Source organism: Nocardioides sp. NPDC000445 (genome assembly GCF_040300245.1).
Lineage (GTDB): Bacteria > Actinomycetota > Actinomycetes > Propionibacteriales > Nocardioidaceae > Nocardioides.
In genome coordinates, this window is sequence record NZ_JBEPDH010000003.1 from 343,807 (window position 1) to 368,174 (window position 24,368).

The following is a 24,368-nucleotide window of genomic DNA, read 5'->3' on the forward strand; positions in this document are numbered from 1 at the left end:
TGGCAGAGAGGGCGGGATTCGAACCCGCGGTAGGTCTCCCTACGACCGCTTTCAAGGCGGTTCCGATCGGCCACTCCGGCACCTCTCCATGCGCCCGGAGGCGCGTGGCCGAGTCTAGTGCGCCTGAGCCTCAGGCGCTCAACTCGACGAGAACGTCGCCCTCCTGGACGACGTCTCCGGAGGCGACCTTGACCGCCACCACGGTGCCCGGGGCCTCGGCGAGGACCGGGATCTCCATCTTCATCGACTCCAGGATCATGACGGTGTCTCCGGCGGCCACCTTGTCCCCGGGTTGCACTCCGACGCTCATGACGTTCGCGACCATCTCGGCAGCGATCGTGGTGGGGACTCTGCGGCTCATATCCCAGAACCTATGGGTTACCGCGTGGTAGCCCCAGCCGGAGAGCGCGTCAGAGGAGCGCGTGGGTGCGGCCCGGTTCTGGGCGGACAGCGCTGGCCACGTCGGCCTCACGCGCCGCCCTGCGACCGCTGCCGGCGGCCGTCGAGCCGGTGAGCGCGAGGTCGATGCGGATGATGACGAACGCGATCACCAGGCCGATGAGAATGCTGTAGACGACCGAGAGAGCCGCCTCGGCGAGCCCGACATCGGGGTTGAGGAACGTGCTGGCGACCGGCGCGGTGAGCGCGACACCGAAGAGGCAGACCCACCAGCCCTGGCGGCGCCGGGAGCGCATGTGGGTGCCCCAGACCAGCGCCGGGACCCCGAAGAGCGCCTGGATCGGGTGCGGATAGCCACCGATGTGGATGCGGCACCAGCGCTGCATGTCGTCGATCGAGTCCATCAGGCCGGTGCTGCCGTAGCGGCGCAGCATCTCGGCGTAGATCAGGGTGAGCGCGAGCATCAGGCCACCGATGCCGACGATGATCGCGCCGCGTCGGCCGAGGCCGTGCAGGCCGGCACCGAGGCGGTAGACCGCGAAGAAGGCGATCGCGAGCGAGCAGGCCAGCGTCGCGTACTCGAATCGGGAGACCATCACCACCGGCTCGAAGCCGAGCGCGGCGAAGCTGCCGAGCGCGGCGATGCCGACAGCGATGAACGTCTCCCGGATCGTCTTCGGGAAGCGACGCGACGGGACGGTGGCCATCACCGCGAGGACCGCCGCCACCGATGCGACGAGAACCGCCGCACCCGTACGCAGCGCCTCGTTGTCCACGAGCACCACGACGATCCCGGCTACCCCTGCCAGGGAGCCGAAGATCAGCGGGCGGCCACCGGTGCGGTGAGCCAGCGCGAAGGTGTAGGCGGTGCCGACCACGACGGCGCCGAGGCCGCCGAAGATCTCCGGGCCCAGGTCGAAGGCGCTGACCACGAGGCCGAGCACGCCGACGGCCAGCGCTGCCAGCCAGATCGCCCGGACGGTGCCGGCGGTCAGGCTCTCGATGATGCCGAGGCCCGCGCGGGCGGCGCCGGCTCCGGGGACCCGCGGCTGCGCGAGGAACGAGGTCACCTTGGCGGCGGTCGTGGGCCGACCGGACGTCTCGGTGTCGTAGGGGCCGGCAGGCTCGTGGACCGGCTCGAGATGGCCGGACTGGTAGGGGTCGGGCTGATACGCGGGCTGCTGGATGTGGGGCGGCGTCTGCGGCGCCTGCGTCAGGCCGGTCGTACCGAGGTAGGGGGCAGGCGTGGAGTAGGCCGGCGCCTGCCAGGCACTCGGCGGTGGCGCGGTCGGCCCGCTCAGGGCCGGCGCTGGCTCGGGCTGGAACTCGGGCGCCGGGTAGCCGCCGTAGGAGGGTTCCTCCGGCGCCGTCCGCGCGGCTCGCTTGCCCGTGTAGCCGTTCGGCTCGTCGAACTGCTCCGGCTCGGCACGGCCGGCGATCCGGCGACCACCGCCCGTGGAGGGAGGCTCCTGAGCCGCCTGACGCTCGTCGTACCACGTCTCGTCGGCCCAGCCGTTCTCGCTCCAGCCCGGGCCGTTGCTCTGCCCGCCGAAGGTCTGGCCGGTGTCCTGATAGCCGTTCCAGTCGTCCTCCGCCCACTGGTCATACGCGAGCGCCTCGCTCGAGGTCGGCTCCACGTAGGCGGGTGTGGGCTCGCTGCGACCGGCTGCACGACGGCCACGCTTGCTCTTGTCAGCGCGACGGCGGGGGGCTCGGTCCATAACAGGCGAGGATACCGGGGAAGGGGTGAACCTAACGAGTCATCGATATCCGTATTACCGCTGTGACGGGGAGTTGTTGACGAGGGTCACATTCTGCGGTTGACCAGGGAGGGGTTGGTGCGGCGCGCCTCCGCGAGAACCGCTCGGTCGATCGTCGCGGACACGATCTCGTCGCCGTCGCCGGCCTCGGCCAGAACGTCCCCGAGAGGGTCGACGATCATCGAATGACCGCAGTAACGAGGGGCCGACTGGGCCGCCGCCGCGATGAAGACGGTGTTCTCGATCGCGCGCGCTCGCACGAGCGTGCGCCAGTGGTCGACCTTGCGTGGACCGGCCACCCACGCGGCCGGCAGCACGATCAGCTCGGCGCCCTGGTCGACCAGACGCCGCGCGAGCTCGGGGAAGCGCAGGTCGTAGCAGGTCATCAGCCCCGTCGGCACCCCGTCGATGTCGACCACGACCGGCTCGATCGCGCCCGCTACCAGCGCGTCCGACTCCTTGTAGCCGAAGGAGTCGTAGAGATGGATCTTCCGGTACGCCGCCTCCGCACCGCCCCGCACGAGCAGGGTGTTGAACGGCCGACCGTCGGCATCGCCACTGGTCTCGAGCATCCCGGCCACCACCGTGGTGCCGCGCTTCTCGGCCACCCGGGACAGCTCGGTCCCGAAGGGCCCGTCCGGGGCCTCGGCGTACGCACTCAGGTCGGATCCCGGCTTGCCGAAGTCCCTGGCGAAGACCTCGGGGAAGACGACCAGGTCGCTGTCGGCGGGAGTCAGCTCGCTCAGGAGGGACCGGTTGGCGTCGGGTTCGAGGCCGGAGGCGTGCTGCACGAGACTGATCCGGAGGCTGTTCCAGGTGGTCACGTCTCCAGACTAGGGTCTGCCGTGTGACCGCTTGGGACGAATGGGAGCCATACGCCGCCGTGCTGCTCGCCGGAGGGCGCAGCTCCCGCCTCGACGGGATCGACAAGTCCGGCATCGAGCTCGGCGGCCGCACCATGCTGGCCTGGGCACTGGATGCCGTCGTCGACGCGATGGAGGTCGTCGTCGTGGGCGACCCGGTCCGCACCGAGCGTCCGGTGACCTTCGTCCGTGAGGATCCGCGCTTCGGCGGCCCCGTCGCCGCCCTGCTGACCGGCGTGGACGCGTTGCTGACCCCGCGGGCGTACGTCGGGGTGATCGCCGTCGACATGCCCTTCCTGCGGCCGCGGACGCTGTCGCGGCTCAGGGAGGCGGCGTTCGGTCACGACGGCGCCGTGCTCGTCGGGCCCGACGAGCGCCGGCAGCTGGCCCTGGTGCTCTCCACCGAGCGGCTCGCCGAGGTCCGCCCGGACCACGAGGGGCAGCACGGGATGCCGTTGCGCAAGCTGCTGGCCGACCTCGATCTCGTCGAGGTCCCCTCGGAGGGCGACGAGCACCGCGACATCGACACCTGGACGGACCTGAAGTCGCTCTAGCCTCCTAGGGTTGAGGCATGCGAGCCGTCGTAGCCGAGCAGCCCGGAGGGCCCGAGGTCCTCACCGTCACCGACCGTCCCGACCCGGAGCCGGCAGCTGGTGAGGTCGTGATCGACGTCGCCGCCGCGGGCCTCAACCGGGCCGACCTGCTGCAGCGTCAGGGCTTCTACCCGCCGCCGAAGGGCGCCAGCGACATCATCGGGATGGAGTGCAGCGGCGTGATCTCCGCGGTCGGCGAGGGCGTCGAGGAGTGGGAGGAGGGCGACGAGGTGTGCGCGCTCCTGGCCGGGGGCGGTTACGCGACGAAGGTCGCCGTACCGGCCGGACAGGTGATGCCGGTGCCCGAGGGCGTGGACCTCGTCACCGCCGCAGCGCTTCCCGAGGTCACCGCGACCGTGTGGTCCAACGTGTTCATGGTCGGCGGGCTGACTCCCGACGAGACGTTCCTGGTCCACGGCGGTGCCGGCGGGATCGGCACCATGGCGATCCAGCTCGCCAGCCAGATCGGCGCCCGGGTGATCACCACGGTCGGGTCGGCCGAGAAGGCCGAGCTCGCCAGGTCGCTCGGTGCCGAGGTGGCCATCAACTACAAGGACCAGGACTTCGTCGAGGTCGCCAAGGTCTACGGCGGCGCCGACGTCATCCTCGACAACATGGGCGCGAAGTACCTCGCCCGCAACATCGACGCCCTCAACCCCGAGGGCCGTCTGGTCATCATCGGCATGCAGGGCGGCACCAAGGCCGAGCTCGACATCAACGCTCTGCTCCGCAAGCGGGCCGCGGTGATCGCCACCAACCTCCGCGGCCGCCCGGTCGAGCAGAAGGCCACGATCTGCGCCGAGGTCGTCGAGCGCATCTGGCCGATGGTCGAGGCCGGTGAGGTGAAGGCGGTCGTGCAGGACGTACTCCCGCTCGCGGAGGCCGCCGAGGCGCACCTCCTCATGGAGTCCGGCACGCACACCGGCAAGATCCTGTTGACCACCGCAGGCTAGGTAGGGTTGAGCCCATGACGCAGGAGCAGACCGGGGAAGTCGTGGTCATCGGACCCGACGGGCAGCCGATCGCGGTGCCCGCCGACGTACTCAAGGACGCCACCGCGCCCGAGGCCGAAGGGGACGAAGAGCGCGATGTGACCGACCTCGTGGAGCAGCCCGCGAAGGTGATGCGGATCGGTTCGATGATCCGCCAGCTGCTCGAGGAGGTGAAGGCCGCTCCGCTCGACGAGGCCTCCCGCAACCGGCTCCGTGAGATCCACCAGGCCTCGATAAAGGAGCTCGAGTCCGGGCTCGCGCCGGAGCTGGTCGAGGAGCTGGAGCGGCTCTCGCTGCCGTTCGCCGAGCAGCAGACGCCGTCCGAGGGTGAGCTGCGGATCGCGCAGGCGCAGCTGGTCGGCTGGCTCGAGGGTCTCTTCCACGGCATCCAGACCGCCATCTACGCCCAGCAGGTCGCCGCGCGCGCCCAGTTCGAGCAGATCCGCAAGGGCCTGCCGCCGGGCGTGAGCCTCTCCCCCGAAGGTCAGCCGGCCCCTGGCCAGGGCGGGCCGCAGCAGGACGGCCAGCACGACCACGGCTCCTCCGGCGGTCTCTACCTCTAAGGCAGCGGCCCACCGGCGAGAGCCACGACGACCCCGACCCCTGCCGCGAGCAGCAGCGTGAGCACGACCCCACGCTTGAGCAGCAGCAGGAGTACGCCGGCGGCAGCCAGCACCACCCACTGCCACCACGCGCTCGTCGCCATCGCCAGCGGGACCGCAGACCCGAGGATGGCACCGATCGCAGCCGGCCCGGCGCCGTCGAGGAAGGCACGTGCGAGCGGCGAGGAGCGCAGCGCCTCGAAGTGCCGTCCGCCCGCGATGATCATCACGAACGACGGCCCGAATGCGATCACGGCAGCACCCAGCGCCCCGAGGAGTCCGGCGGCCGCGAACCCGACGACCGCGACGGTGTGGACGACCGGGCCCGGGGTGATCTGCCCGAGCGCGACCGCGTTGAGGAACTCGGCGTCGCTCATCCAGCCGTAGCGGTCGACCGCATCGGACTGCATCAGCGGGATGATCACGAACCCGCCGCCGTACGACAGCGCGCCGACCTTGAAGGCCGTCCACGCCAGCGGCGCTGCCACCGCGGTGGTGAGCGCTCCCTGGGCCAGGACCGGCACGGTCAGGAGGGACTGGAAGGAGTTCGTACGCCACGGCCTCCGCATCGCCACCTCGACGAGCCCGGCGCCCACGAGCACGAGGACGACCCAGGCACCGGTGGTCGCGGCCGCAACGGTGCCGACGACGGCGTAGAGGATCCATCGCGGACGCGACGGGGTCCGCTCGTAGGAGGACGGCACCAGCGCCCAGCCCGCCTGGACCGCGACCGCGGCGACCGCCGCGCCGGCACCGGCGCCGGCGCCCAGCACCCACGCGGGCGGGTCGCCCAGGAACAGCGCCGCCAGGGCGAGGATCAGCACCAGCCCCGGCAGGATGAACGCGAGCCCGCCGACCAGAGCGCCGAGCGCTCCGCGCACCCGCCAGGCGGTGAAGATGGCCAGCTGGGTCGAGGAGGGTCCGGGGAGCAGGTTGCAGGTCGCGATCGCGTCCTCGAACTCCTCCGGCTCCACCCAGCCACGCCGCTCGACGACGGTCTCCCGCAGCAGGCGGATGTGGGCGGGCGGACCGCCGAACCCGATGACGCCGATCCGGCCCCACTCCCGAGTGATCTCCACCAACGTGGTCATGACGCGCAGCGTACGGGCTCGGCCTGATGTTTCTTAGTTGTGGATCTTCTGTGACCCCAAAGTGGCAAAAAGCCGCGTCATGACCCGCTCCCGACCCCGTTTCTCTCACGTGAAGGCCGCCGGACAACGGGCGGCCAGCGCCGTCCGCCGAGAAGAGGAACACCATGGCTACCACCACGATCACCGCACGTCACCGCAGTGACCTGACCGCCGTCGAGTCGCTCCGCAACAACGTGCTCGACGCCGTCCGCAGCCTCCGCAAGCCCGACCCGTCCGAGCACAAGCACCGCGGCGGGATGCCGCCGGCCGTCGGCACCACGATGTTCGGCGTCGCCGCCGTGGCGGCCACCGGCATCGTCGCGCTCGGCGCCTTCCGCTGATCATGCGCCTACATCTTCGGTCCGTCGTACACAGCCTGATGCTGTGGGTGGACGCCCTGGGCCTACTGAGGGGGAGGGCCAGGGCGCGGTCGGGGGGCCGCACCACGGACTGAGTGTCGTCGCACGAGCGGGATCGGGGGATTCACGCTCGAGCAGGCGACACGCGCGAGAGGTCTCGTCGCACCGAGGGATGTCGACCAGATCTCGCAAGACCGCAGCCGACCATCGAGGGGGATGGTCGGCTGCGGCGTTTCCAGACAAAGGGACGTCAGGCCGGGACCGACGACTCCTCCACCCATCCGCCATCGGCAGGGTCGGAGGCGGCCGCGTCGCGGCGTACGTCGGCGTCCTTCCACAGGTCGAGCAGCACCGCCGGCCAGATCTCCTCGTCGGTCGCAGCGAGCTCCTCGGGCGTCCACCAGCGGTGCTCGGCCATGGTGAGCAGCTCCTCCTCGGTGTGGCCGGCGGTGGAGACCTCGAAGGCCGGCACCCAGCACGCGTAGAAGACGTCGTCCTGGTCGATGACCACGTCGCTGTAGCCGTGCACCACGGTGCGCCGCATCGTCGGCCCGAGCAGGTCGGCCTCGGCGACCCGGAGGCCGGTCTCCTCCTCGAGCTCGCGGACCGCGGCGACTCGCTCGCTCTCGCCCGGGTCGATGCCGCCTCCGGGAGTGATCCACCAGCGCGCTCCCGGGATGCCCGGGTCGGAGTCGGCGAAGAGCAGGATCCGGTCGCGGTCGTCGATCAGGAGCACTCGGACCGTGCTCCGGGTGCGGCGTGGCCGCTCCTCCGGAGGTACCGGGACGAAGGTGCGTGGGGAGTCTTCCTCGGAGGCCATGACGCCATCCTCACCCACGCGGCGCGTACATGATCACGCCCATCCCGGCCAGGCACAGCGCCGCACCGGCGATGTCCCAGCGGTCGGGCCGGTAGCCGTCCATCGCCATCCCCCAGGCGATCGAGCCGACGACGAAGACACCACCGTACGCAGCCAGGATCCGCCCGAAGTGGGCATCGGGCTGCAGCGTGGCGACAACGCCGTAGAGGCCGAGCGCGATGAACCCGGCGCCCACCCAGAGCCAGCCGCGATGCTCCCGCAGCCCCTGCCAGACCAACCAGGCGCCACCGATCTCGGCGATCGCGGCCAGCACGAACAGCAGGAGCGAGCGGAGGATCAAAAGCCGTCGCCGATCAGGTGCGCACCGCCCAGCGGGTCGTTGTTCCAGGAGATCGTCGTCCAGCCCTCCTCCAGGCTGCCCTCGACGACCGCGAGACCGGTGTTGCGGATCCGGTTGTCGTCGCCGAAGGCGGGCGACCGCGTGGTGCGCAGCCCGGTCCACATCCGGATCGCCGCACCGTGCGAGACGATCGCGACGGTGTCATCGGGATCGTGCTGCTTGACGACCGACTGCACCGCGGCGTCGAAGCGCGCCAGGAACTCGTGGCCGGCCTCGCCGCCGGGGACCGGGGTCTCGAGCGTGCCGCGGATCCAGTCGCCGAGCGCCTCGAGATAGGCCGTCACCGACTCCTTGTCGGTGGCCATCTCCAGGTGACCGGCACTGATCTCCTCGAACCCCTCCTGCACCACGACCGGCATCCCGAGCCGGTTGGCCAGCGGCTCGGCGGTCAGCTGCGTACGCACCAGCCGGGAGGCGTACAGACCCGCGATCCGCTCCCCCGCCAGCGCATCCGGCACCGCCGCGGCCTGGGAGAGTCCGAGCTCGGTCAACCCCGCCCCCGGGAAGGCAGTGTCGAGCGCCCCCGAGACGTTGCTCGGGGTCTGGCCGTGTCTGATCAGCAGAAGTCTCATATGCCGGTAAGGGTACGGGACCCACCGTGCTGGAGGTGACGGACTAATCTGAATCCGGACGAACTACTTCCGGGAGCCGCCACGATGGGACATGACGAGAGCCCGACCGCTCGGGCGCTGCTCACCCTCGAGCTGCTGCAGTCCTCCCCCGGCATCACCGCCGAGCGCCTGGGCGAGAGGCTGCGGGTCACCGAGCGCGCCGCCCGGCGCTATGTCGCGATCCTGCGGGAGGCGGGAATCCCGGTCGAGTCCGAGCGCGGTCCCTACGGTGGCTATCGCCTCGGCCGCGGCATGCGTACGCCGCTCATCTTCACCACCGCGGAGGCGCTCGGTCTGGTGATGGCCCTGCTCGACGGTCACCACGACATCGCCGACGCCACCGGTCCGGTCGGGAGCGCGGTCGGCAAGATCGGCCGGGTGCTGCCCGAGTCGCTGTCCCAGACGGTGGCCGCGGTGCGGCGTACGATCTCGGCCGTTCCCGACCAGAGCGCCGTCTCGCCCGATCCCGACGTCACCACCAGCCTGGTCCAGGCCTGCGACTCCCGGCGGCGCACCACCATCGCCTACACGACCGAGAACGGCAACGAGCGCAAGATGGTCGTCGACCCCTGGGCGGTCGTCGTCCGCCACGCCCGCTGGTACCTGCTCTGCTGGTCGCACACCGCCGGCGCGCGCCGGGTGCTTCGCGTCGACCGGATGGGCGCCGTCGACATCGAGGAGACCAGCTTCGTACGTCCCGAGATCGACCCCGTCACCGAGGTCGAGGAGCACCTCGGCGAGGGCTGGGCCTATGCGGTCGAGGTCGTCTTCGACGCGCCGTTCGCGCAGGTCGACCGCTATCTTCCGCGCGTCCTCGGCCGCCTCGAGCCGATCGACGACGACCACTGCCGTCTCGTCGGGAGCACCAACAGCCCGGACTGGTACGCCCAGGAGCTCGCCCGCCGCGCCGTCCCCTTCCGGGTGGTCGAGGGCGACGAGGTACGCCGCTGCGTAGCCGTCCTCGGCCAGCGACTCCTCGACGCCGCCGCCCGCTGACCCTCTCCAGCCGATTCGGGGTAGTCCGAATCGTCAGGAGAGCTTTGCGGGAAGGTGCGAGTAGCCGCGGAGGATGCGGGTGGGGTGGCGCTCGCGGTCGCCGACGAGCTCGAGGCCGGGGAAGCGCTCGAAGAGGAGGCGGAGGCCGATCTCGCCCTCCATCCGGGCCAGGGCGGCACCGAGACAGAAGTGGCGGCCGCTGGAGAAGGAGAGGTGGTCACGGGCGTTCTCGCGGGTGACGTCGAAGGCGTGCGGGTCGGTGAAGACGGCGGGGTCGCGGTTGGCGGCGGCAAGCACGGTGTTGATGATCGTGCCGCGCGGGATCGCCTGGCCGGCGATGGTCGAGTCGCGCCGGGCGACGCGACCGGTGAGCAGCACCGGCGGGTCGAGCCGCAGGATCTCGTCGGAGGCGTTCGACCACAGGTCGGGCTGCGCCTTGAGCACCTCGAGCTGATCGGGGTTGTCGTGGAGCAGCGCGATGCCGTTGCCGATCAGGTTCACGGTGGTCTCGAAGCCGGCCGCGAAGACCAGGCCGGCGATCGCTCGCAGCTCCCGCTCGCTGAGCCGGTCGCCGTCGTCGCGGAGGGCGACGAGCTGGCTGAGCAGGTCGTCACCGGGGTGCTCGGCGAGATACTCCAGATGGCCGCGGAGCCAGGTGTCGAACTCCTCCAGGGAGGCCTCCATGTCGCGGAAGGTGCGCCAGTCCAGCCCGATGTCGAGGCTCAGCGCCGCGCCCTTGCCGAGCTCGAGCATGCGTTCGCGCAGGTCGACGGGGACGCCGAGCACCTCGGAGATCACCGTGATCGGCAGCAGCCCGCAGTAGCGGGTGACCAGGTCGACGTCGGCCCCGGACGCGGCCTCCTTCTCCAGGTCGTCGAGCAGCTCCCGGGCGATCTCCTCGGTGCGAGCGCGCAGCTTCTCGACCGCACGCACCGTGAAGACGCGGGTGACCAGCTTGCGGTAGCGGGTGTGCTCCGGCGGCTCGGTCGCCAGCAGCGACGGCGGCTGGAGCGGGGCGAAGACGTCGCTGGCCGACCAGTTCGCCGCCCTCGCCAGCAGGCCGGTGCCCGACTCGTCGGGCGCGAAGAACCCGGTGATGAAGTCGTTGCTGGTCAGCACCTCCTTGATGACCTCGTGGTCGACCGCGAGGTAGCTGAACCCGCCCTGGTAGAGCGGCCCGCGCGCACGGAACTCCTCGAACAGGTCGACCAGATCGAAGGTGTGCGACCCGGGCCCGCTCAGGATCAGGTCACCCTGGAGGTCACCCTTTCGCGCGGACCGAACGATCGCCGTACGCGGCAACCCGTGCCCCAGCGCCCAGCGCACGCCCTGCTTGGCGGTGCGCTCGACCGTGCCCAGCGTCCGACCCAGCGTCCGGCCGGCAATCGTGCGGGTGCCGGCGGGCGGCGTGATCTTGAGCGGCATGCGAGACCTCCGAGGCGCAGGAACACGTTCTCATGCAGCGTACGCCGCGCCGGAGGCCGCCACATCCGACCGTAGTAGCAATTCAGCCCGGGCAGGTCAGCGCCGCACGAACTCGCGATCGCCCTTGGGCCAGGAGTGGGTGTAGCCGGTGACCTTCTTGGCCCCGTCGACCCGGACGCTCCACTCAGCGTGCCCGGAGGCGACCGGCTTGACCACGACGAGCTGGTCGGGCTCGGTGATCGTGACCGTACGCGTGAACCGCTCCGGCGCACCCCACGGATCCATCGCGATCGTGGCCGTCACCGGCAGCCTGCTGGCGTCGATCCGCAGCCCGATGGCCTCGGTCATCGCGATCGCCTCCACCGACAGCGTCCTGGTCGGCTCCGGCGCCGGCTTCTTGGTCGGCTTGGGGGTCGGAGTCGGCGTGGGAGTCGGCGTCGGCTCGACGCGGACCGAGGATGCCGACGCGCTCGGCGAGGGCGTCTCCGAGGGCGCCTTGTCGCTGGCCTCCGCGCTCGGCGCCGACTGCTGGCTCTGCGGCTCCTTCTTGTCCGAGGCGTCGGAACCGGTCACCACGCCACGTACGACCTCGTAGATCAGGATGAGCAGCAGGATGGCGAGGACGACCAGCACCACCCGACCGCGACGGGTCATCCGCGACCGTCGGTACGGGGTCGATTCCAGGTGGTGCAGCGGCACCAACGGCCCGGCGACGGCCCTCCTGGCGGGGGCTCCGCGCGCTGGTTCGGGCTCAGGTTCGGGCTCGGGCTCCGCTGCCAGCTCTGGTTCCGGCTCAGGCACCGGCGCAGGTGCCGGAGGCGGGGCCGGCGCCGGGGGCGGCACTGGGTCGGGCTCAGGTTCGGGCTCAGGCTCGGGTTCCGGCTCGGGCGCTGGCGGTGGCTCGGGCGCAGGCGGTGGTTCAGGCGCGGGAGGTGGCTCGACAGCCGGCGCCGGAACAGCCAGGACCGGCGGCACGTACGGCTCGGGCTCGGGCTCAGGGTCCGGCTCGACGACGCCCTGGATGATCACGGGCCCAGCGCCGGCGGGGAGCCAGGCCGCGCCGGGTACGTCGTCGGGCGAGCCGTAGCTCCCGAAGACCTCGAGGGTCTCGACGTCGGTGACCTGCCCGTCGGGATGGACGACCATCCGGACGCGGGCCTCGTCATCGGTCGCGACGACCTGGACGGGCTTGCGGCTCGGGCCGGCGAGCTGTTCCCGCACGGCACGGATGCCTGCCTGATGCGGGTCTTCACCCCACGGCCGATCCACCACCAGGCCGTTGAGCGTCGTGACCCCGCGGGTGACGGAGAGGATGGCTGTCTGCTTCCGGGCCATCAGCGGCCTCCGGAAGGGTCAATGCACACGTGTGGGGTCCTCGCGGTGGGGAAGCGGGCAACGGGCTCGGAAAGTGTGTCGTTCAAGCCTCAACAGGGCAACTCACACGCGCAAGCCCTACCCACCAGTTACCGACTTGTCAGCCTGCCTTTCAGGCGGGCTCGCGAACCCTGTCTTCGAGGAAGTCGTCGAGCATCTCCACGGCGACCGCGTTCGCGGCTTGGATCTTGTCCTGGCTGACACCGCAGATCCGCAGGCACGAGGAGGCGATCGCCCACGCCTCCGGGCACGTGATCCTCCGGACCGTGTCCTTGGTGATCATCTCGGCGCGCATGCTGATGACGCCTTCGACCTGCTGGATGAGCATGTTGCCCAGCTGCTTCAGACTGACGCCCTCGAGCACCTTCTCCGAGGCCACTTTGCTGGCCAGATCGGCGTACGCGGCAGCGAGCTCTTCGTGCTCTTGGCGGAACTCGGTGTAGACCTCGCCATTGGTCACATCGGGCAGCATGTAGAGCATTCCGACGTTGTGATCCACATCGGCAAGCGTGCGTACGTCGACGAGAACCAGCAGATAAAGAGCGGTCTCATAATCGAGCGGCGGCACCTGGTTGCGGATCTTGTCGACCTTGTCCGTGGTCGGACGAACCGACTTACGGAGTAGCTCGACGAGGATCTCGTCCTTGCCTGCGAAGTGGTAGTAGAGGGAGGCCTGACGGATGCCGACCTGGTCGGCGATCTCGCGCGTGGACGTCGCCGCGAAGCCTTGGGACACGAAGAGTCGCGCAGCGGCATCGAGGATCTGGTCACGGGGTGAGGCGGTACCCGAATCGGGCACATGCCTGGGGCGGCCGGGCCGAGAGCGCCTAGTTGTCATGTACGCCATCTAAGCGGCCTCCCGAGTTTCGGGGAAGACTCGAAAGAGTCTTCTTCCCCTAAAGAACAGAGTCGAAAGTCCCACAGGAGGGTTGAATTCCCTGTCAACAAAGTGTATGGCAGGAAGAACCGATAAGCGCGGCACAGCATCCTTCCGGGGCGATAATGCTGGCGGATTCTGCCCAGTGTGACGGGGGATCAGGCCCCTGAACAGAGTCGTGTGCCACCTGGAGGAATGACCCCGGTCCCGTAACCGATATCCACGCTGAACGTTAAAGGCCCTGCTCAGACCGGTAACGACGCCAACCACCGTACGCCGAGATATCAGCAGCCTTTTCGACGGCAATTGGCTCGACGAGAAATCCCGAAACCGACGAGCCGTCCGACAGCGTCGCCTTTCCGATGACCATCGGTGCAGGTACGCCACCCACGAACGTCCCGAAGCCCGCGGCCGGGACCCGCCACAGCTCGCCCTCGATCGGCACCCCGTTCCCGGCGGCCACCCGGACCAGTCCGGGCTTGGGCGGCGCCGTCTCGAGCGCGAACAGCCGGTAGTCGGCCGAGGTCGACACCGGGCGCAGCAGCGTCGCGCCGGCCTCGACCAGCTGGTGGTTGAGCGGCTGTCCCGACAGGTGCGCGCCGACCACGAAGAGATCGACACAGGGACTGAGCAGCGTGTGGCCGAGCGCGGCCAGGGTGCGGTCGCTGCCGGCGGCCCCGGTCAGCATCACACCGAAGGGCAGCCCGCCGACCTGGCCGGCCGGGATCGCGAGCGAGGCCATGTCGAGCAGGTTCGCGAAGTTCGTGTAGCGGCCCATGCGGGCGTTCGCGCCCACCGGATCCGCGGCCACCTCGGCCAGCGTCGGATGCCACGTCGTCGTCGGCGTCAGCAGCGCCGAGCACCCCGCGAGGGCCTCCTTCCCCGCCGCCCCGAGGCGCGCCAGGTGAGCCACGTCGCGTGCCCAGTCGGCTGCGGTGGCCGACGCCCCGGCGAGCACGATCGCGGCGACGGTCGGGTCCAGGTCGGTCCCGATGAGGTGGCGGTTGGCTTCGAGATGGGAGCCCACCGCGGCGTACCTCTCGGCGACGAAGGCGCCGTCGTAGAGCAGTCTGGCGGCCTCGAGCAACGGCGAGATGTCGGTCTCGACGATCTCGATCCCCGCGGCGGCGAGCCGCGCGGCCACGGCCCGGAAGGCGGCGGCCCACCCCGGAGCGAGCCCGTCGAGATGCTCACCGGTCGGCACCGCCACCCGCGGCGCCGGCGGCAGACCGGCGTCCGCCGGCAACGTACGCGACAACGGGTCCGACGGGTCGGGTCCGGCCATCAGCTCCGCGGCCGCCCGGGCGGATCCGAGATCCCGGGCGAAGACGGTGACACAGTCGAGCGTGTAGCAGGCAGGCACGACGCCGGTGACCGGCACCAGCCCGCGCGAAGGCTTGACCCCGACGATGCCGTTGAGCGCCGCCGGCACCCGGCCGGAGCCCGCGGTGTCGGTCCCCAGCGCGAGGTCGACCAGACCGAGGGCGACCGCGACCGCCGACCCCGAGGATGATCCGCCCGAGATCCGGCTCGGGTCCCAGGCGTTGCGGACCGCTCCGTACGGGCTACGGGTGCCGACCAGGCCGGTCGCGAACTGGTCGAGGTTGGTCTTCCCCACGACCAGCGCCCCGGCCGCCCGCAACCGGGCGACCGCAGTGGCGTCAGCGGTGGGCGGATAGGCGAACGAGGGCGCTCCGGCGGTGGTCGGCAGGCCGCGGACGTCGATGTTGTCCTTGACCGCCAGCAGGCGTCCGGCCAGCGGCAGGACCTCTCCGCTGGCCACCTTCGCGTCGATGGCGGCGGCCTCCTCGAGCAGGTCGTCCCGCGTACGCAGCGAGATCCAGATCTCCGGCCGGTCCGAGGCCTCGATGCGGTCGAGGGCCTCGGTGGCGCGGGCGACCGCACCGCCTGGAAGTGAATGGATCAAGACGCGTCCAGGGGCCGAACCGCGGCGATGACCTGCCCCGGGACGATCTGCTCGCCCGGCTTCACGTAGACCTCGACCACCTCGCCGGCGACCGGAACCGGGACGCTCGCCTCCATCTTCATCGCCTCGACCACCATCAGCGGGGCGTCCTGGGTCAACCGCGCACCACGACTCGCGACGACCTTCCAGACGGTCGAGGTGAACGGCGCGGTCACCTGCACGCACCCCTCCGGCACGTCGACCTCCGACGGTTCGCCCCGCGCGTCGATGCGGTCGCAGATGTCGAACTCCCCCGCTGCCATCCAGCGCTGCCGCTCCTCCTCGAAGGCGGCGGACTGCTGGTCACGGAAGGCGGCGATCGAGTCCGCGTTGGCGGTGAGGAAGCGGTCGTACTCCTTGATCGAGAAGGTGCCCTCCCTGGTCTCGAACTCGCCGCGTCCGGCGTCCACCTCGGCCCGCAGCTCCAGAAGCTCCTCGGCAGAGACCGGGTACCACTCGATCTGGTCGAAGAACCGCAGCGCCCACGGGTCGTCGTGGAAGAGCCCGCCGGCCGAGGTGGACCGGCGGAAGCGGTTGAACACCTGCGTCGTCCGCCCGACGAGCTGATACCCGCCCGGCCCCTCCATCCCGTAGATGCACATGTACGCCCCGCCGATCCCGACGGAGTTCTCCGCCGTCCAGGTGCGTGCCGGGTTGTACTTCGTCGTCACCAGCCGGTGCCGCGGGTCCAGCGGCGTCGCGACCGGCGCGCCCAGATAGACGTCGCCCAGCCCGAGCACCAGGTACGTCGCGTCGAAGACGGTCCGGTGGACCTCCTCGACCGAGCCGAGCCCGTTGATCCGGCGGATGAACTCGATGTTCCACGGCGCCCACGGCGCGTCGTCGCGTACGCCGGCGGTGTAGCGCTCGATCGCCTCCCGGGTCGCCGGGTCGTCCCAGGAGAGCGGCAGCCGCACCCGCCGAGAGGGCACGGTCAGCTCCGAGGTGGCCGGGAGGTCCTCCTCCAGCTCCCGCAGCAGCCCCGCGACCTGGCCGGCCCGGAGCACCGAGGAGTCGGTGTGCACCTGCAGCGACCGGATCCCCGGAGTGACGTCGATGATGCCGGCGGGCGCGTGCTCGGCCAGGGCCGACTGCAGCGCGTGCACCCGCATCCGGAGCCCCAGGTCGAGGGTCATCGGCCCGTACTCCACCAGCAGGGAGTTGTCCCCACTGCGTCGGTAGGTGACCTCCGGGCGCGCCGGCGTCTCGGGCAACCGGCCCAGCACACCGTCGTCGCCGTCGCCACCCGCACCGCCGGCCACCGTCAGGGAGGCCCGATGGTTGACCAGGCCGGCGGCCTTGCCCTCCCGCACCGGGACGAACCGCACCGTGTCGCCGGGCCGCAGCTGCCCGATCTTCCACAGCTCGCCGCTGGCGACGACCGCCGGGCAGACGAAGCCGCCCAGCGACGGTCCATCGGGACCGAGGATGATCGGGGTGTCGCCGGTGAAGTCGAGCGACCCCACCGTGTACGGGGTGTCGTGGATGTTCGAGGGATGCAGCCCGGCCTCGCCACCGTCGGCACGGGCCCAGGTCGGCTTGGGCCCGATCAGGCGTACGCCGGTGCGAGCCGAGTTGTGGTGCACCCGGTAGCTCGCCGAGTAGAGCTGGTCCAGGTCCGCGCGCGTGAAGAACTCCGGGGCACCGTGCGGTCCCTCGGTGACGCCGATCTCCCAGGTGTTGGTCAGCGCCGGCCGCCGTGACACCGGCGTCGCCGCGGGCAGCGCCTGCGGGTCGACCGCGGTTCCGGGACGGAGCACGTCACCGCGCTGGAGCGTACGCCCGGCGTGACCGCCGAACCCGCCGAGCGTGAACGTCGAGGCGCTGCCGAGATAGTCGGGCACGTCCAGGCCACCTCGGACCGCGATGTAGGTCCGCAGGCCCGGCCCGTCGGTGCGACCCAGCGTCAACATCGCCCCCGCGGGGAGCTCGATCGGCTCCCACTGCGGGACGGGGGCACCGTCGACGCTGACCGGCATGGGGGCACCGGTCACGCAGACGACGGCGGGATCGGAGAACACCAGCGTCGGCCCCACGGCCGTCGCCCGGCCGGTTGCCAGCGGCACCGTGACCTCGAGGCCCGGGGCACCCCGGTGGTTGCCGACGGCCAGGTTGGCCTCGGCGAACGAGACCGGGTCGAACGGACCCGACGGAGGTACGCCGACCTGCCAGTAGCCCACCCGGCCGGGAAGGTCCTGGACGGTCGTGAGCACGCCCGGGTCGAGCACGTCGATGCGCGGATCGGGGTCCCCGCCGCGGCCCTGCTTGGCACGTTCGGGCAGGGTCGAGGTCGAGTGCGTCGCCGAGCGGAGCTCTGGGTACGTCGTCATCGCGCGCAGCGCCGAGACGTTGGTGACGATCCCGTCGATCCGGGTCTGCGCGAGCGCGGAGCCCAGCCTGTCCAGCGCCTCGTCGCGGGTCGACCCGGTGGCGATCACCTTGGCGAGCAGCGGATCGTAGTGGGGCGAGACCTCGAGCCCGGTCTCGATCCAGGAGTCCACCCGGACGCCAGGAGCGTCGGTCGGCAGCACCGCCCGCGTGACCAGGCCCGACGACGGCATCGAGTCCTTGGCCGGGTCCTCGGCGTAGACGCGTGCTTCGACGGCGTAAGCCTGGGGCGCGGGGCACTTGCGGAACAGCTCGTCGGGCAGGGCGGTGACCCCGTCACGAGCGAGCCGCAGCATGAGCTCGACGATGTCGATGCCCATCACCTGCTCGGTGACCGCGTGCTCGACCTGGAGGCGCGTGTTCATCTCCAGGAAGGAGATCAGCTCGCGGCCCGGATCGTAGACGAACTCGACGGTCCCGGCCGAGCGGTAGGAGACCGACTTGGCGAGCTGGCGCGCGGAGTCGTGCAGGACGGTCCGCACGTGCTCGGGAAGAGAGGGCGCGGGCGCCTCCTCGATCACCTTCTGGTTGCGGCGCTGCAGCGAGCAGTCGCGGTCGCCGAGCACGGCGACCTGGCCCTCCCCGTCGCCGAAGATCTGCACCTCGACGTGGCGGGCGGGCCGCACCAGATGCTCGAGGAACACCCCGGCGGTGCCGAAGCTGGTCTGGGCGAGCCGGGCGACCCGCTCGAACGCGACCCGGACGTCTTCCTCCGAGCTGCACGCGGTCATCCCGATGCCGCCACCACCGCCGGTCGCCTTGACCATCACCGGCAGCCCGATCCGAGCAGCCTCCTCGGCCGCCTCGTCCGGCCCGGAGAGCAACCCCGTGCCGGCCAGCATCGGCACCCCGGCGTTCTCCGCGAGGCGCCGGGCCGAGTGCTTCTCGCCGAAGGCGCTGATCTGCTCGGGCGTCGGGCCGACGAACCGAAGCCCCGCGGCCTCCACCTCATGGGCGAAGGCGGCGCTCTCGGAGAGGAAGCCGTAGCCGGGATGGAGCAGCCCCGCGCCGGTGCGCAGGGCTGCTGCGATGATCAGGTCGCCACGGAGGTAGGAGTCCCGTGCGGGCGCGGAGCCCAGACACACGGCCTCGTCGGCCTCCCGCACGTGTGGTGCCGCTCGGTCGGCCTCGGAGAAGACCGCGACCGTACGCATCCCGAGCTCGCGCGCGGTGCGCATCACCCGGCGGGCGATCTCCCCTCGGTTGGCGACCAGGACGGTGTCGAAGGACAGTCCGGCTTCAGAACCAAAGGTCATGCGTCGGCCTCGTAGTCGACATCCGGCTCGGACACGATCATCCGCAGCGGCGTCGGGTTGAAGTCGTTGCAGGGGTTGTTCATCTGCGGGCAGTTGGAGATCAGCACGAGCGTGTCGATCTCCGCGCGCAGCGCGACCCGCTTCCCGGGCGCAGACATGCCGTCGACGATGCCGAGGGCACCGTCCTCCTCGACGGGCACGTTCATGAACCAGTTGATGTTGGAGACGATGTCGCGCATGCCGAGCCCGTGTTTGGCGCCCTCGGTCAGGAAGTTCTCGCGGCAGCCGTGGTGATACATCACGTGGTGGCCGTAGCGCAGCGTGTTGGACTCGCGCGAGCAGGCGCCGCCGATGGTGTCCTGGCGGTCGATCTCGTTCTCGACGACGGTCATCAGGGCACGACCGAGATTGCTGCGCAGCACCGTCCCGGTGCGGATGTAGGCGTTGTCCTGCCACGCGAGCGTGTCCGGAGCGCTGTAGCGCTCGTCGGTGTGGTGCGCGTTGTAGAGCAGGCAGTCACCCGACTGGTTGCCGCCGACATCGACGATCGTCAACACCTGCCCGGCACGTACGACACCCGACCACGAGGCCCGCGGAGCCACCTGCTCGTCCAGCACGACAGCACCCGGCACCAGCGGGTCACCCCACTCCAGGTGGGTGTTGTCGGCGTACGACGCACCGACCGGGACGCTGGAGACCAGCTGTCCGTCGGGCGTCAGATAGGTGGTCACAGGGACGGGAATGGTCGTCACAGGCCTCATCACCGGGTTGTCGATCGTGGTAGTCACAGGCCCCGAGCCTCCGCATAGTCGAGTGTGTTCAGATACGCCCGCCGAACCTCCGGAGAGGCGTCGAAACGCTCGTCCGCCGGGGTGGTGGGCCTGGTCTCCGGCGTACGCCAGGCGTGCACGCGCAGCGGCCCGACGACGTACTCCGGACGTGGGTCGCGCGGGTGCGGGACGTTGGCGATCAGCACGATCAGGGGCAGCTCGGCGACAAGCTCGACCGACGTACCCGCCCCTGACGAGCCGACCCAGTCGAAGCTCCCGTCCGAGGCGACCCGGACTCCTTGGAAGAACGAGACCGACGGAGGTACGTCGGCCGGCCCGAGCCCGTGCTTGGCAGCCGCCTTCACGAAGAGATCACGGCCGGCCGGCGCGGGCCCCTCGGGCAGCGCGGTGCCGTAGCGCAGCGCGTTCCAGGCAGCGGTGCTCGTCCCGCAGAACGCGTCGTGCCGGCCCGAGGTGTCGGCGATGATCGTGGCGAGCACCCGGCCGTCACCGGAGAGCAGCGGGTGGCCGGTACCGAGGTACGCCTGCCACGGGATCTTCTGGGTGTCCGCGACGTTGAGCCGCTCGGTCGGCTCGAGCGCGTTGTAGACGAGGGTGTGCGCGCAGGCCTCACCGGTCGGGTCCTCGAGCCGGAACCGCGTACCGCGGGCGAGGACCTTGTGGGTGTAGCTCCCGGGTGCGACCGTCTCGGCCCACGTCAGGGTGTCCGGGTCGACGTCGTCCGGACAGAACGGGCTCGACGAAGCCGGTAGGTACGGCATCCAGTCGCTGACCTGCCCCCCTTGCGCGCGAGCATCTGCCCGTGCGTTCAGCACCGTGTCCGTGCTGTGGTCTGCAGCTAGCGCCACCCGGGTCCTCCTTGAAGCATGATTAACCTGTCGACTGACAGGTAAGCATGTAGGTCAAGGGCGTCGGGGGCAAACCAAGACTGTTGGAAACCTGAGTCCGAAATGTGGGGTCGGAGTCGGAGAAATTCTTCCCTGTCGGTCGATCGATTCTTACCGTTTTCGGTCGGAACTCGCTAGGGGGGAAGGAGCATTTGCTGCCGATTTCCCGCGTGCGGTGCCGCCTGATGGAGCGATCCCCGGGAAGACAGGGCCGGCCCGGCAGGCGCTCAACCTGTCAAAAGACAGGTAACAGGCTCGGTGTGATATCGGACACCGTTTCGATGGCGCTCCGGCACCGTGCCGAGGAGCGGACCGAACGCCCGGCGAATCGCTGGTTCGGCTGACATCGGCCCTCAGAAGTGGGACCCTGACCCGACGACGGACGCCATCTCGAGACGCCGACCGGGACGAGCGCCGACCTCACCCGGAGATCAGCGGGACGATCTCTTGGAACCCCACGGCACCACATTGCCGGAGACGAACGTCCGCGATGCGGACCCTTCGCGCGGAATCGGGATCCCGATCATCCCGACCAGCTCGCCCAGGTCGCTGATCGTCGGCCCGCTCCAGTCGGGATCCGGGTCGGAGGCGACACCCTCGTCGAGCTCTTCGAGCGCCCGGGACCGGAACCGCACGGTCCGCATCCCGACCGCCTCGGCGCCACTGAGCTCGTGGTCGGCGCCGTCACCGACGTAGACGCACTCGCCCGTGCGCACCTCCAGCGCCGCCGCGGCGACGAGGTAGGCGCCCGAGTCCGGCTTGCGTACGCCCGTCTGGCAGGAGAACGAGACGGCGTCCAGGTGGTCCGCGAGCGGGCTCTGCGGCCAGATCGCGACGGTCTCCGCCCCGCAGTCGGCGACGAGGCCGAGCTTGAACCCTCGTTTGCGCAGCGACTCGAGCGCCGGCAGCGCCCAGGTCGCGGCATGCAGGGAGAGCGAGAAGTTCAGCAGCCGCGTGATCGCGCTCTCCACCTGCGACTCGGTCGGCGACCCGCCGACCCGTCGGGCCAGGTAGCGCACGGTGTGGTGCACATCGGCCATCAGACCGCGTACGCGCTCGTCGAAGGTGTCCGCGACCGCGGCCGCGAAGGCATCGGGGTCGACACCGAGATCCGCGCCCATCCCCCTGGCCACCGCGGCGTGCTCGGCGGGGTGGCCGCTCGGGACGAGCGTGTCGTCCAAGTCGAAGAGGACCGCGCGCACTCCGGCCTCGTCCATGAAGTCAGCCTAACCAGGATCGGATCTCGGATGACGGAATTCGGCGAACCGGCCGGCGACCTCCCGAATGCGGCCGCGTCAGACCCGTCGCCTAGACTGAAGCCGCGAAGGGGAGTAGTCCTCAACAGTCGCGTCGACACACTGGCCTCAGGGCCCGGCGCGATCGGCCACGACGTGGCGGACGAGACCTTCGACCATGCATCCGTATCAACATGACGGTGCTGGTCGAAGGACGATCAACCCCTCATGGGACTCCTCCGGCCGGTGCCGGAGAGGAACCCCGTGTACGCCTTCCTGCTTTCGACCGCGGTCATCTTCGTCGCCGAGCTCGGCGACAAGAGCCAGCTCATGGCGATGACCTTCGCCACCCGTTACCGGGCTCGAGACGTGATCCTCGGGATCACCGCCGCCACCGCGATCGTCCATCTGGCCTCGGTCGCCATCGGCGCGCTCATCGGAGACGCCTTCGCCGAGCACCAGCACTACATCACCATCGTCGCGGGAGTCGCCTTCCTGGTCTTCGCCGGATGGACGCTGCGCGGCGACGAGCTCACCGAGGACGAGGCCAAGAAGGCTCGCAACAGCAGGGGCATGGCGATCATCGCCGTCGGCGTCGCGTTCTTCCTGGCCGAGCTCGGCGACAAGACGATGCTCGCGACGATCACCCTGGCCACTCAGGAGGGCTGGCTCGGCACCTGGATCGGCTCCACGGTCGGGATGGTCGCCGCCGACGCGCTCGCGATCGGTGTGGGCGCCCTCCTCGGCCGCAAGCTCCCCGAGAACGTGATCAAGTACGGCGCCGCCGCGCTGTTCGCGATCTTCGGGATCATCCTCGTCATCGATGGTGCCGTACAGATGTGATCCGTCAGCTGCGAGCCGTCACGCCTGGTCGAGTGACTCGACCCGGCGGTTCAGGTAGCGCTGCTCCGGCACGCTCCGGGTCAGCCGGGCCGCCAGCACGTAGTGCTCCCGAGCCGTCGCGACGTCACCGGACTGCTCGAGCAGGTGCGCCAGCACGGCATGGGCGCGATGGTGGCGCTGCATCGCGGGGTGCTCCAGCAGGTCTCGTACGATCTCGATCCCGTGCTCGGGGCCGAGACTCATCGCCACAGCGACGGCCCGGTTGAGCGTGACCGCCGGCGAGGGCGCGACCTGCGCGAGCATCCCGTAGAGCAGGTTGATCTGGAGCCAGTCGGTGGCCTCGTACGACTCCGCCTCGGCATGCACCGCGGCGATCGCCGCCTGCAGCTGGTAGCGCCCCACCGGACCCTCGGGGAGTACGTCCTCCAGCAGTGTCACACCTTCGCGGATCAGCTCCTGGTCCCACTGCGAGCGGTCCTGGTCCTTGAGCGGGATCAGGTCGCCGAGGTGATCGACGCGGCCGCGCGATCGGGCCTGGGTCAGCAGCATGAGAGCAAGCAGGCCGGTGGCCTCGTCGTGCTCCGGAAGCACTCCGCGCACGATCCGGGTCAGCCGGATCGCCTCCTCGGTGAGCTCGATGCCCTGCAGCTCCGGACCGCTGGTGCGGGTGTGGCCCTCGTTGAAGATCAGGTGGCAGACGTCGAGCACGCAGGCGATCCGCTCGGGCAGCTCGTCAGGCGCCGGCGAGCAGAACTCCTCGTCCTTCAGCGTCGCCCGCGCCCGGCTGAGCCGCTGCCCCATCGTCGCCTCCGGGACCAGGTACGCAGCCGCGATCTCCGACGTCGTCAGACCGCCCACGCACCGCAGCGTGATCGCCACCTGGGAGGGACGGCGCAACGCGGGATGGGCGCACATCATCATCAGCCGCAGCGAGTCGTCGTAGGCCGAGCCGATCTCCACCGCCTCCGGGTCCGGCTCGTCGAGCCGCCGGGCGATCCCGTCGGCGACCTCGCGCCGGGTCCGGGCCGTGTCCGCGCGCATCTGGTCGATCAGCCGCCGATGAGCCACCCGGATCAGCCACGCCCTCGGGTCTGCCGGCAGCCCGTCACAGGGCCACTTCTGGCTGGCGGCGATCAGCGCCTCCTGGGCGGCGTCCTCGCAGTCGGGGAGGTCGGGATGGACCCGCAGCAGGGCGCCGAGGACATGGGCGGACTCCTGCCGCCACACGTCCTCGACTCCCGTCACCGTCATGTCAGTAGGTTGCCACCGGCCGCAGCTCGACCGTCTCACCGGGGCCGCTGAAGCTGCGTACGACCTCTTCGGCTCGCTCCTGGGACTCGACGTCGATCAGGAAGAAGCCGGCCAGATGCTCCTTCGCCTCGGAGTAGGGGCCGTCGGTGGCGATCGGCTCGCCGGCCTCCCAGCGGTAGAGCTTGGCCGAGGCCGGATCCGCGAGCGCCTGCCCGCCGATGAGCTCGCCGTTGGCCGAGAGCTCCTCCATGATCCCCTCGAAGGCCGCGTTGAGCTTCTCCCTGGAGGCCTGCGGCAGCGACTGGAACTCGGGGATGAAGTCACCCGTCGGGTGACCCCACGGCTGCGGGTTGGAGTGGATCAGGATGACGTACTTCATGGCTCTTCCCTTTCGTCGGCGCCTTCCGTAGGCGTGCTTACGGGGATACGTCGGAGCCGAGTGACGTGGTTCTACATCGTCCCAGAAGCGAGTCGCCGACGCGTGCGATACGGGTGAGGCGACCTCCGTGCCGCGGAGCGGGCGCCTGGCGGAACACCGTGCAGCGGCCGT

23 protein-coding genes and 1 tRNA gene are annotated in these 24,368 nt (G+C 70.4%); 6 read left to right on the plus strand and 18 right to left on the minus strand.

From position 1 onward, the window contains the following. The 4 genes from ABT304_RS06250 to ABT304_RS06265 form a co-directional block, all read right to left on the minus strand. Positions 1–88 (minus strand) — tRNA-Ser (locus tag ABT304_RS06250). Positions 89–130: 42 nt separating this feature from the next. Beyond that, a complete protein-coding gene (locus ABT304_RS06255) occupies positions 131–361 on the minus strand; it encodes a biotin/lipoyl-binding carrier protein (RefSeq protein ID WP_350713814.1) in 231 nt (76 codons plus the stop codon). A 49-nt stretch (positions 362–410) separates the two neighbouring features. Then, on the minus strand, positions 411–2,120 hold the full coding sequence (locus ABT304_RS06260) for a hypothetical protein (RefSeq protein ID WP_350713815.1): 1,710 nt from the start codon (positions 2,118–2,120) through the stop codon (positions 411–413). Positions 2,121–2,206: 86 nt separating this feature from the next. Then, on the minus strand, positions 2,207–2,983 hold the full coding sequence (locus ABT304_RS06265; RefSeq protein ID WP_350713816.1) for a carbon-nitrogen hydrolase family protein: 777 nt from the start codon (positions 2,981–2,983) through the stop codon (positions 2,207–2,209). 23 nt (positions 2,984–3,006) lie between these two features. Here ABT304_RS06265 and mobA point away from each other — a divergent pair, with 23 nt between their 5' ends. Genes mobA through ABT304_RS06280 form a run of 3 tightly spaced genes read left to right on the plus strand, consistent with a single transcriptional unit; the run spans position 3,007 to position 5,170 of the window. Continuing rightward, positions 3,007–3,576 carry a molybdenum cofactor guanylyltransferase gene (gene mobA, locus ABT304_RS06270; RefSeq protein WP_350713817.1) on the plus strand — a complete coding sequence of 190 codons (570 nt, stop codon included), beginning with the start codon at positions 3,007–3,009 and terminating at the stop codon, positions 3,574–3,576. Between the two features lie 17 nt (positions 3,577–3,593). After that, the gene (locus ABT304_RS06275) at positions 3,594–4,568 is read left to right on the plus strand and encodes an NAD(P)H-quinone oxidoreductase (RefSeq protein WP_350713818.1); all 975 of its coding nucleotides are present in this window, start codon (positions 3,594–3,596) and stop codon (positions 4,566–4,568) included. 14 nt (positions 4,569–4,582) lie between these two features. Further along, complete coding sequence (locus ABT304_RS06280) at positions 4,583–5,170, plus strand: bacterial proteasome activator family protein (RefSeq protein ID WP_350713819.1); 588 nt, start codon at positions 4,583–4,585, stop codon at positions 5,168–5,170. Here the strand turns inward: ABT304_RS06280 and chrA are convergent. After that, positions 5,167–6,300 carry a chromate efflux transporter gene (gene chrA, locus ABT304_RS06285; RefSeq protein WP_350713820.1) on the minus strand — a complete coding sequence of 378 codons (1,134 nt, stop codon included), beginning with the start codon at positions 6,298–6,300 and terminating at the stop codon, positions 5,167–5,169. The two genes, ABT304_RS06280 and chrA, sit on opposite strands and share 4 nt — an antisense overlap. A gap of 164 nt (positions 6,301–6,464) precedes the next feature. On the opposite strand from chrA, the gene ABT304_RS06290 reads away from it, so the two are divergent. Then, the gene (locus ABT304_RS06290; RefSeq protein WP_350713821.1) at positions 6,465–6,680 is read left to right on the plus strand and encodes a hypothetical protein; all 216 of its coding nucleotides are present in this window, start codon (positions 6,465–6,467) and stop codon (positions 6,678–6,680) included. A 268-nt stretch (positions 6,681–6,948) separates the two neighbouring features. Here the strand turns inward: ABT304_RS06290 and ABT304_RS06295 are convergent, their stop codons facing one another. From ABT304_RS06295 to ABT304_RS06305, 3 genes are read right to left on the minus strand one after another with little or no spacing between them, the layout of a single operon-like run. Then, positions 6,949–7,518, minus strand: a complete 570-nt coding sequence (locus ABT304_RS06295; RefSeq protein WP_350713822.1) for an NUDIX hydrolase — start codon at positions 7,516–7,518, stop codon at positions 6,949–6,951. A 10-nt stretch (positions 7,519–7,528) separates the two neighbouring features. Further along, complete coding sequence (locus tag ABT304_RS06300) at positions 7,529–7,858, minus strand: YnfA family protein (RefSeq protein ID WP_160026218.1); 330 nt, start codon at positions 7,856–7,858, stop codon at positions 7,529–7,531. Then, positions 7,855–8,490, minus strand: coding sequence for a histidine phosphatase family protein (locus tag ABT304_RS06305; RefSeq protein ID WP_160026217.1), 636 nt, complete (start codon positions 8,488–8,490; stop codon positions 7,855–7,857). Before ABT304_RS06305 ends, ABT304_RS06300 begins: the two co-directional genes overlap by 4 nt. Positions 8,491–8,574: 84 nt before the next feature. Between ABT304_RS06305 and ABT304_RS06310 the strand changes: the two genes are divergently transcribed. Beyond that, the gene (locus ABT304_RS06310; RefSeq protein ID WP_350713823.1) at positions 8,575–9,525 is read left to right on the plus strand and encodes a helix-turn-helix transcriptional regulator; all 951 of its coding nucleotides are present in this window, start codon (positions 8,575–8,577) and stop codon (positions 9,523–9,525) included. Positions 9,526–9,558: 33 nt separating this feature from the next. Here ABT304_RS06310 and ABT304_RS06315 read toward each other — a convergent pair whose 3' ends face one another. From ABT304_RS06315 to ABT304_RS06350, 8 genes are all read right to left on the minus strand, one after another. After that, positions 9,559–10,950, minus strand: a complete 1,392-nt coding sequence (locus ABT304_RS06315; protein ID WP_350713824.1) for a cytochrome P450 — start codon at positions 10,948–10,950, stop codon at positions 9,559–9,561. 96 nt (positions 10,951–11,046) lie between these two features. Then, on the minus strand, positions 11,047–12,285 hold the full coding sequence (locus ABT304_RS06320) for a hypothetical protein (RefSeq protein ID WP_350713825.1): 1,239 nt from the start codon (positions 12,283–12,285) through the stop codon (positions 11,047–11,049). Between the two features lie 151 nt (positions 12,286–12,436). Then, complete coding sequence (locus ABT304_RS06325) at positions 12,437–13,123, minus strand: TetR/AcrR family transcriptional regulator (protein ID WP_350713826.1); 687 nt, start codon at positions 13,121–13,123, stop codon at positions 12,437–12,439. 310 nt (positions 13,124–13,433) lie between these two features. Continuing rightward, positions 13,434–15,128 carry an allophanate hydrolase gene (atzF, locus tag ABT304_RS06330; protein WP_350713827.1) on the minus strand — a complete coding sequence of 565 codons (1,695 nt, stop codon included), beginning with the start codon at positions 15,126–15,128 and terminating at the stop codon, positions 13,434–13,436. Next, positions 15,125–18,811 carry an urea carboxylase gene (gene uca, locus ABT304_RS06335; RefSeq protein ID WP_350713828.1) on the minus strand — a complete coding sequence of 1,229 codons (3,687 nt, stop codon included), beginning with the start codon at positions 18,809–18,811 and terminating at the stop codon, positions 15,125–15,127. The genes atzF and uca overlap by 4 nt, the downstream gene beginning before the upstream one ends. Beyond that, positions 18,808–19,599, minus strand: a complete 792-nt coding sequence (locus tag ABT304_RS06340; RefSeq protein ID WP_350713829.1) for an urea amidolyase associated protein UAAP2 — start codon at positions 19,597–19,599, stop codon at positions 18,808–18,810. The genes uca and ABT304_RS06340 overlap by 4 nt, the downstream gene beginning before the upstream one ends. After that, positions 19,596–20,450, minus strand: coding sequence for an urea amidolyase associated protein UAAP1 (locus ABT304_RS06345; RefSeq protein ID WP_350713830.1), 855 nt, complete (start codon positions 20,448–20,450; stop codon positions 19,596–19,598). The genes ABT304_RS06340 and ABT304_RS06345 overlap by 4 nt, the downstream gene beginning before the upstream one ends. Positions 20,451–20,920: 470 nt before the next feature. Further along, positions 20,921–21,706 carry an HAD family hydrolase gene (locus tag ABT304_RS06350; RefSeq protein ID WP_350713831.1) on the minus strand — a complete coding sequence of 262 codons (786 nt, stop codon included), beginning with the start codon at positions 21,704–21,706 and terminating at the stop codon, positions 20,921–20,923. A 246-nt stretch (positions 21,707–21,952) separates the two neighbouring features. Here ABT304_RS06350 and ABT304_RS06355 point away from each other — a divergent pair, with 246 nt between their 5' ends. Next, complete coding sequence (locus ABT304_RS06355) at positions 21,953–22,567, plus strand: TMEM165/GDT1 family protein (RefSeq protein WP_350713832.1); 615 nt, start codon at positions 21,953–21,955, stop codon at positions 22,565–22,567. Between the two features lie 18 nt (positions 22,568–22,585). Here ABT304_RS06355 and ABT304_RS06360 read toward each other — a convergent pair whose 3' ends face one another. Continuing rightward, entirely contained in the window at positions 22,586–23,818 is a 1,233-nt protein-coding gene (locus tag ABT304_RS06360) for an RNA polymerase sigma factor (RefSeq protein WP_350713833.1), read from the minus strand. Position 23,819: 1 nt separating this feature from the next. After that, entirely contained in the window at positions 23,820–24,197 is a 378-nt protein-coding gene (locus ABT304_RS06365) for a YciI family protein (RefSeq protein WP_160026209.1), read from the minus strand. Positions 24,198–24,368 lie beyond the last annotated feature (171 nt).

Coding starts and splice junctions, on each gene's coding strand:
- ABT304_RS06255 (WP_350713814.1), bottom strand. CDS start 361: ATGAGCCGCAGAGTCCCCACCACGATCGCTGCCGAGATGGTCGCGAAC.
- ABT304_RS06260 (WP_350713815.1), bottom strand. CDS start 2,120: ATGGACCGAGCCCCCCGCCGTCGCGCTGACAAGAGCAAGCGTGGCCGT.
- ABT304_RS06275 (WP_350713818.1), top strand. CDS start 3,594: ATGCGAGCCGTCGTAGCCGAGCAGCCCGGAGGGCCCGAGGTCCTCACC.
- ABT304_RS06280 (WP_350713819.1), top strand. CDS start 4,583: ATGACGCAGGAGCAGACCGGGGAAGTCGTGGTCATCGGACCCGACGGG.
- chrA (WP_350713820.1), bottom strand. CDS start 6,300: ATGACCACGTTGGTGGAGATCACTCGGGAGTGGGGCCGGATCGGCGTC.
- ABT304_RS06290 (WP_350713821.1), top strand. CDS start 6,465: ATGGCTACCACCACGATCACCGCACGTCACCGCAGTGACCTGACCGCC.
- ABT304_RS06295 (WP_350713822.1), bottom strand. CDS start 7,518: ATGGCCTCCGAGGAAGACTCCCCACGCACCTTCGTCCCGGTACCTCCG.
- ABT304_RS06305 (WP_160026217.1), bottom strand. CDS start 8,490: ATGAGACTTCTGCTGATCAGACACGGCCAGACCCCGAGCAACGTCTCG.
- ABT304_RS06310 (WP_350713823.1), top strand. CDS start 8,575: ATGGGACATGACGAGAGCCCGACCGCTCGGGCGCTGCTCACCCTCGAG.
- ABT304_RS06315 (WP_350713824.1), bottom strand. CDS start 10,950: ATGCCGCTCAAGATCACGCCGCCCGCCGGCACCCGCACGATTGCCGGC.
- ABT304_RS06320 (WP_350713825.1), bottom strand. CDS start 12,285: ATGGCCCGGAAGCAGACAGCCATCCTCTCCGTCACCCGCGGGGTCACG.
- uca (WP_350713828.1), bottom strand. CDS start 18,811: ATGACCTTTGGTTCTGAAGCCGGACTGTCCTTCGACACCGTCCTGGTC.
- ABT304_RS06350 (WP_350713831.1), bottom strand. CDS start 21,706: ATGGACGAGGCCGGAGTGCGCGCGGTCCTCTTCGACTTGGACGACACG.
- ABT304_RS06355 (WP_350713832.1), top strand. CDS start 21,953: ATGGGACTCCTCCGGCCGGTGCCGGAGAGGAACCCCGTGTACGCCTTC.
- ABT304_RS06360 (WP_350713833.1), bottom strand. CDS start 23,818: ATGACGGTGACGGGAGTCGAGGACGTGTGGCGGCAGGAGTCCGCCCAT.
- ABT304_RS06365 (WP_160026209.1), bottom strand. CDS start 24,197: ATGAAGTACGTCATCCTGATCCACTCCAACCCGCAGCCGTGGGGTCAC.